Here is a 7,312-nt window from a genome sequence, read left to right as displayed (position 1 = left end):
TGCTGAATATCGCAGAATGTTATCACCTTATGATATTGTTGTAGATTTTCTAGGGCTAACTGTTACTGCACAAAGACTCCTTATTATCGGTACAGCTATTATTGCGATGATACTTTTACATCTATTCTTGAAAAAAACGATAACAGGATCAGCCATTATTGCGATGTCCCAAAACCGTGAAGGTGCATTTTTAGTAGGAATCAATGCAAACAAAGTGGCCATGATTACGTTTTTTATTTCAGGAGCTCTAGCAGCATTTGCCTCTTCGATAGCTTCACCTATTAATCTTGTTTTTCCAGGTATGGGTCATCTTGTTATTTTAAAAGCTTTTGTCATCATCATAATTGGTGGAATGGGAAGTATCCCAGGCGCAATCATTGGTGGCTATATTTTAGGATTTTCCGAAAGCTTAAGTGCAACATTTATTTCAAATGATTATAAAGATTTAATTGCTTTTCTATTATTAGTGGCGATATTGACTATTAAACCGAAAGGCTTGTTTGTAAAGGGGGCTCAATCTTGATGAGTTTCTTAAATAAAAGAAATACCACCATATTGTTAGTTGTAGTGGCGATTTTGGTGCCTTTGTTAACAGATAATCCATATTTATTACACATTTTTTCTACTGCTTTTATATGGACTATTGGAGTTTATGGATTAAATTTGATTGGTGGGTTTACTGGTCAGCTTTCATTAGCACATGCCGGATTTTTCGCCATCGGTGCCTATTCGGTTGGAATATTAACAGTAAAAGTGGGGCTTAATTTTTGGTTGGCACTACTGCTTGGAATAATGATTACTACCATTATGGGATTTTTAATAGGCATAATCGCCCTACGAACAAAAGAGCATTTCTTCGCCATTTATACACTTTGTGTTGGGTACATCATATATCTTGTTATTTACAAATGGGAGGGACTAACCGAAGGGGTTCGTGGTTTAATTGGGATTCCTCCGCCAGCACCGATCGGACCGATAACATTTCAAACACCTAAGTCACAATACTATCTTTTATTATTCTTTCTCGTGTTCACTATATTTATTTTTACTAGAATCATTAACTCTCTTATCGGAAGAACATATATGGCCATTAGAAATAGTGAAGAGTTAGCTCAAACGATTGGAATTGAAACAATGAAACAAAAACTAGTTTCCTTTGTTTTATCTACCTTCTTTGCTGGGTTAGCAGGTGGATTATATGCCTCATTTGTTCGATTTATAGGACCTGATATCTCGTATATTAACGTTACTTTTGATATGTTGATGTATTTGCTAGTTGGAGGGATCGGCACACTCTCTGGACCACTTGTTGGGACACTTCTTGTTGTCTGGATTTCTCAATATCTACAATTTTTACAAGACTATCGGATGCTTATTTTTGGTCCGATACTTGTTCTCCTGATTATTTTTTATCCAAGGGGGATTGTTGGAGGGGTGCAAACATGGCTAATCAAGCAGAGAGCTAAAAAGTCACAGAAAGAAATTTCTCAAAATCTGCAATCTGTTGTTGTAAAGGAGGAGAAATAATGCTTGTTCAAGTAAGGGGACTGACGAAAACATTTGGTGGGTTGACCGCAGTTAATTGCGTAGACTTTGAGATTGAAAAAGGAAAGGTAACGGCAATTATAGGTCCTAATGGTGCAGGAAAATCAACTTTTTTTAACTTAATCAGTGGATTTCATCAACCCTCGTCAGGCTCGGTTATGTTTGAAGGCAAAGATATTACACCGTTAAAGGCTCATCAAATTGCAAAGCTTGGTATAGCTAGAACATTTCAAACTACAAATTTATTCGAGCAAACTACGGTATTGGATAATGTACTAATTGGGCATAGATTACGAACCTCGTCCGGATTATTTGATGCGATTTTTCGAACATCTCGGATGAAAAGAGAGGAAAAGGAATCATTAGAAAAGGCATATGAGGTATTAGAGTTTGTTGGGTTAACAGACCTTGCCAATAAGCCTGTGTCAGAGATCTCGCAAGAAGCAATGAAGCGTACAGCATTTGCTTTAGCACTGGCAACTGACCCAACAATTGTGTTTTTAGACGAACCAGCTGCAGGTGTAAATCCTGAGGAAACAGACGGTTTAGCAGAGTTAATTAAGAAGATGGTTTCAAAAGGAATAACAGTTTGTCTCATTGAACACAAAATGCAAATGATTATGAATCTAGCAGATAAGATTATGGTTTTAAATTATGGACAAAAAATCGCAGAAGGAACACCAAAAGAGATCAAAAGAAATCCAGCTGTAATTGAAGCTTACTTAGGAGGTGAAGCTGTTGCTCAAGCTTACTGATGTTTCTGTTTCTTATGGTGGATATCAGGCATTAGAAAATATCAATCTTAGTGTGAAACAAGGAGAATTTGTTGTTTTATTAGGTGCCAATGGTGCTGGGAAAAGTACAATCTTTCGAACGATAAGCGGTTTAAGTAAACCTTCTTCAGGAAGCATTGAATTTAACGATCAAAGTATAAGTGGACTGTCAGCAGATCGACTTGTGTCACTTGGAATTGTTCAATGTGCAGAAGGAAGAAAGTTATTTCCACAAATGTCTGTTTACGAAAATCTCGTCTTGGGTGGCTTTGTTCATCGAAGAGATAAAGAAAAACGAAAAAAATCACTTCACGAAGTGTTTGAGCTTTTTCCTATTTTAAACGACAAAAAAGATGATCCAGCTGGATCGTTAAGTGGTGGTCAGCAACAAATGCTAGCTATAGGGAGAGCCCTTATGGCATCTCCAAAGGTTATTTTACTTGATGAGCCATCTATTGGTCTCGCTCCTTTAATTGTAGAACAAGTGTTTAGTGTTATCCAACAAATCAACAAAAATGGAACAACAGTCCTTTTAGCTGAACAAAACGCAAATGCTGCATTAAAAATCGCTGATCGAGGCTATGTAATTGAAACAGGGAAAATTGTTTTAGAAGGGAAAAGCAAGGATTTATTTGAAAATGACGAAGTGAGGAAAGCGTATATAGGTGCTTAAGGTTCTAAGCTTCATTGAAAGGAGGTGTCTACTCCATTTACAGGTTTATTTCTTTTAAAAAAGATTTAAGGGGGAATAAGGATGAAAAAGCTTGTTTATTTCTTTGCTTTTGTACTCATTTTTATGCTTGCAGCTTGTAGCGGGAACACATCAACAGAACCAGCAAACCAAAGCGAAGGGGACACAGGAGAAACAACATCAAATACAGAAGAAAAGCCGGCCGGTGAAGTTGTTAATATTGGGTATAGCGGTCCTTTGAGTGGACCTGCTGCCTATTACGGAGAGAACACATTAAGTGGTTTATCTATGGCTGTAGATGAAATTAACAACAATGGTGGATTTGAAGTGGATGGTAAAAATTATTCTTTAAACCTAGTTTCTTTAGATGATAAATACTTACCGAATGAAACAGGAGCAAATGCAAAACGGTTAGTTCAAGAAGACAAAACACCAATCATTTTTGTTCCACATAGTGGTGGTATTTTTGCTACACAAGTTTTTAATCTTCAGGAAAAATTTATAATCGGAGCTTATTCTAGTGAGCCGAAGATAACGGAACAAGGAAATCCGTTAACATTACGTATTCCACCAAAGTATAGCTCATATATTGAGCCGTTTTCTAAATATCAAATGGAACGATTCGGCAAAAAGATTGCGATGCTTCCAACTGCTAGTCAATATGGAAAAGACTGGGCTGCATTACTTGAACCAGGTTGGAAGGATTTGGGTGGAGAAGTGGTTTATAAAGGATCCATTGACTTTAGTAAAGATACAGACTTTTTCACAATCGTTACGAATGCATTGAAAGAAAAGCCTGATGTTTTATTCGTTGGTGGTCCATCAGAGCCGACTGCCCTTGTTATTAAACAAGCTAGAGAACTTGGTTTTAAAGGAGGATTCCTCATAATGGACCAAGCAAAACTGGATGAAATTGAAGCAGTGTTGGGTGGTCCAGATTTGATAGAAGGATCTGTTGGGGTTTTACCACTTATTCACTCTAAAAATGATGGCAATGCGAAATTCATTGAAGACTATGCAGCAGCACAAGGTAAAAACCCTGGCTCAGAGGCTGGGTATCATTACTTGGCCATGTATCTGTTTGTAGAGGCTATGAAAGCTGCAGGATCCGTTGATGATCCAGAAGCAATTATGGCACAAGTAGAAGCTGGATTAAATAACCTCCCTGCTGACAAACGAATCTACGAAATTACTGAAATAGAAGAAAATGGTGGTTTAACAACAGAGCTTCGAATGGCTGTTGTGGAAGATGGGAAAATCGTTGATAAATCAGTTCAGTAAAGGTGTTAGAGGGTGGTGCCTGGCACCACCCGATTTTTCTTGTTTCTAAAAAAAGAGGAAAGGAGAATGATTGTGATACTAGAGCCGGAACTAAGACTTGTTGACAAAAGTTCATTTTCAAAGCTGCTTGGTGTAAAAACCGTTACGTATGAAAAAGGGGAGGTTGTTCTTGAACTAAAGATTCAGGAGCACCATCTAAATGGAATAAAGACAGTACATGGAGGAGTTACTGCAACACTTATTGATAATATTATTGGTGCCACGATTACCTCACTTGTTCAACGTCCATCTACTACAATCAATTTAAATATTTCCTATCTTTCACCACTTTCAAGCGGTGTTTTAACAGCAAAAGCGAAAATCCTTCACTTAGGCTACAAAATTGTGACAGGTGAAGGTGTCATTACTGATCAAAATGGCAAAATGATTGCAAAAGGTACAGGAACGTTTAAAATTCTCCACACTAAGCAAGAGGATTCTTCATGCAAAAATGAATGATAGCTTGCAAATTTGAATTAACATTCCTTTAAAATAATTCAAAAATGAGTTGCTTTTTTCTTTAAGTCTAATAGATATTACGAAGATTATTGGCATGAAAATTGCTTCATAAAGAATAAATGAAACAAATAAAGAGGAGATGGTTTAAATGCCGCAAGCAGTTATTGTTTCAGCAGTTAGAACACCAATTGCCAAAAAAGGTGGGGCCCTTTCAGGATTAGATCCTTACATTTATGGGGCGATTACTATAAAAGAAGCATTAAAACGGATCAATGTAAAGGGAGAAGAAGTTGATGATGTCATTTTAGGAAACTGTTTATCCGGTGGAGGTAATATCGCCAGACTTACGTTACTTGAAGCAGGATTACCTTTTTCGGTACCTGGATTAACGATTGATAGACAATGTGGCTCAGGTATTAATAGTGTTGCCTTAGCAGCAGAAGCAATCATAGCAGGTCAAGCAAAACTTGTCATTTCAGGCGGAACTGAAAGCATGTCACGAACACCATATTTATTAGCACCACAAGATAAACCATTTGATCGCATGCCACCCAAGTTTGTTTCTCGAAACCTTTCACCAGATCATATTGGTGACCCACCAATGGGGATAACAGCTGAAAATTTAGTAGAGAAATACAGCATCTCAAGAGAAGAACAAGATGAATTTTCCCTACGAAGTCAACAACGCATGGCTACTGCGATGGAAAATCATTATTTTGATGAGCAAATTGTTTCAATTCCAATACAAACGAGAAAAGGTGAGCTTCTTTTTTCAGCCGATGAACACCCAAGACCAAATGTAACAATGGAGCAGCTCGCCAAGCTACCACCGGCCTTTATGCAAGGAGGAAGTGTTACAGCTGGTAACTCTTCTGGTGTGAATGATGGGGCTTCAGCGCTTGTCGTGATGTCTGAAGATGAAGCAAAGAAAAGGGGATTACAACCCTTAGCTAAAATCACAGGCTGGTCAATCGCAGGAGTGGATCCGAACATCATGGGAATTGGTCCGGTCCCAGCTGTTAAAAAGCTCTTATCTCAAAGAGAGGAAGATTTAGAAGAATATGATTTAATTGAAATCAATGAAGCCTTTGCTGCACAGGTGTTAGCATGTGACCGTGAACTCTCCTTTAACATGGATAAAGTAAACGTAAATGGTGGGGCGATTGCACATGGACATCCAATTGCCGCAACAGGAGGAATGTTAATCACGAAACTCGTTTATGAGATGAAACGCCGAGATGTAAAAAAGGGCTTAGTAACTGCGTGTATTGGCGGAGGGCAAGGTATTGCCCTGTCATTAGAGAGAATATAAGGAATCTAAGTGTGAAAGGAGTGAAAAAATGGATTTTCAGTTTGATGAAGAAATTCTTTATTTAAGAAATAATATAAGAGATTTTATTAAAAATGAAGTTGAGCCACATGCCATGCAAATTGAAGATGATGATGAAATTCCTAAAGAAATCATCGAAAAGTCGAAGGAACTCGGATTGTTTAGCCTTAGTATTCCAGAGCAATACGGTGGACTTGGGATCGGAATGGTTGGAAAATGTGCGCTTTATGAAGAAATTGGGAAAACACATAATGGCTATACAACATTAATCGGGGCTCATACAGGTATCGGAACTGTTGGTATAGTTGAAATGGGCAATGAACAACAAAAGAAAAGATTTTTACCTGATATGGCAAGAGGAGACAAAATTGGAGCTTTTGCTTTAACAGAACCTCAAGCTGGTTCACATGCTACAAACTTGAAAACAACAGCAATTAAGAAGGGAAATAAATATATTTTAAATGGGACGAAACATTATATAACAAATGCAACAGTAGCCGAAGTTTTTACGGTTATGGCTGTAACTGATCCGGAAAAAGGTGCTAAGGGGATCACGTCTTTTCTTGTTGAAAGAAATTCTCCAGGCTTTAAGATTGGAGCAATTGAACGAAAAATGGGACTTCATGGTTCACAATCAGCAGAACTGATTTTTGAAGATTGCGAGGTTCCCGAAGAAAACGTATTGGGCGAAGTTGGTCAAGGCTATGTGAATGCTCTTAAAATTCTAGCAAATGGCAGAGCGGGTCTAGCAGCTAGAAACTTAGGATCTTCCCAAAAGCTTTTGGATATGTGCATGATCCATGCCGAGGAAAGAGAGCAATTTTCTGTACCAATCATTGAGCACCAAGCAGTTGCCCATATGCTAGCTGAGATGGCAATGGAGATTGAAGCACTTAGATCATTTACGTACAGAGTTGCATGGATGGTTGATCAAAATGAAAAGGTGATTAAAGAAGCAGCCATGCTAAAGCTTTATGGCTCTGAAGTTTATAATCGGGTTGCAGATAAAGCTGTCCAAATTCACGGTGGTCTAGGTTATATAAGAGATTTTCCAGTTGAAAGATATTATCGAGATGCAAGAATTACAAGAATCTATGAAGGAACATCCGAGATTCAGAAAAATATTATTGCTGGACAATTAAGAAAAGAATATTGCTAGATTCCTGAAATAAGATAAGAAGGGAGGAAAAGAAT

8 protein-coding genes are annotated in these 7,312 nt (G+C 37.8%); all 8 read left to right on the top strand.

Annotated features, from left to right (window positions below):
• On the top strand, window positions 1-523 hold a 523-nt coding region (locus tag ACEWK1_RS26860; RefSeq protein ID WP_416636832.1), incomplete at its 5' end, for a branched-chain amino acid ABC transporter permease.
• Window positions 520-1,527 carry a branched-chain amino acid ABC transporter permease gene (locus tag ACEWK1_RS26855; protein ID WP_373995102.1) on the top strand — a complete coding sequence of 336 codons (1,008 nt, stop codon included), beginning with the start codon at window positions 520-522 and terminating at the stop codon, window positions 1,525-1,527. The genes ACEWK1_RS26860 and ACEWK1_RS26855, both read left to right, overlap by 4 nt.
• On the top strand, window positions 1,527-2,300 hold the full coding sequence (locus tag ACEWK1_RS26850) for an ABC transporter ATP-binding protein (RefSeq protein WP_121662364.1): 774 nt from the start codon (window positions 1,527-1,529) through the stop codon (window positions 2,298-2,300). The genes ACEWK1_RS26855 and ACEWK1_RS26850 overlap by 1 nt, the downstream gene beginning before the upstream one ends.
• On the top strand, window positions 2,284-2,991 hold the full coding sequence (locus ACEWK1_RS26845; RefSeq protein ID WP_121662363.1) for an ABC transporter ATP-binding protein: 708 nt from the start codon (window positions 2,284-2,286) through the stop codon (window positions 2,989-2,991). The genes ACEWK1_RS26850 and ACEWK1_RS26845 overlap by 17 nt, the downstream gene beginning before the upstream one ends.
• Window positions 2,992-3,072: 81 nt before the next feature.
• Complete coding sequence (locus ACEWK1_RS26840) at window positions 3,073-4,290, top strand: ABC transporter substrate-binding protein (RefSeq protein WP_121662362.1); 1,218 nt, start codon at window positions 3,073-3,075, stop codon at window positions 4,288-4,290.
• A 66-nt stretch (window positions 4,291-4,356) separates the two neighbouring features.
• Window positions 4,357-4,788, top strand: a complete 432-nt coding sequence (locus tag ACEWK1_RS26835) for a PaaI family thioesterase (protein ID WP_121662361.1) — start codon at window positions 4,357-4,359, stop codon at window positions 4,786-4,788.
• 148 nt (window positions 4,789-4,936) lie between these two features.
• Complete coding sequence (locus ACEWK1_RS26830) at window positions 4,937-6,100, top strand: thiolase family protein (RefSeq protein WP_121662360.1); 1,164 nt, start codon at window positions 4,937-4,939, stop codon at window positions 6,098-6,100.
• A 28-nt stretch (window positions 6,101-6,128) separates the two neighbouring features.
• The gene (locus ACEWK1_RS26825; RefSeq protein WP_121662359.1) at window positions 6,129-7,277 is read left to right on the top strand and encodes an acyl-CoA dehydrogenase family protein; all 1,149 of its coding nucleotides are present in this window, start codon (window positions 6,129-6,131) and stop codon (window positions 7,275-7,277) included.
• The last annotated feature ends 35 nt before the right edge of the window (window positions 7,278-7,312 follow it).

Source organism: Metabacillus sp. YM-086 (genome assembly GCF_048059995.1).
Classification (GTDB): domain Bacteria; phylum Bacillota; class Bacilli; order Bacillales; family Bacillaceae; genus Metabacillus; species Metabacillus litoralis_B.
The sequence above is the reverse complement of the archived record's forward strand: the minus strand, read 5'-3'. Positions and strand labels throughout refer to the sequence as shown.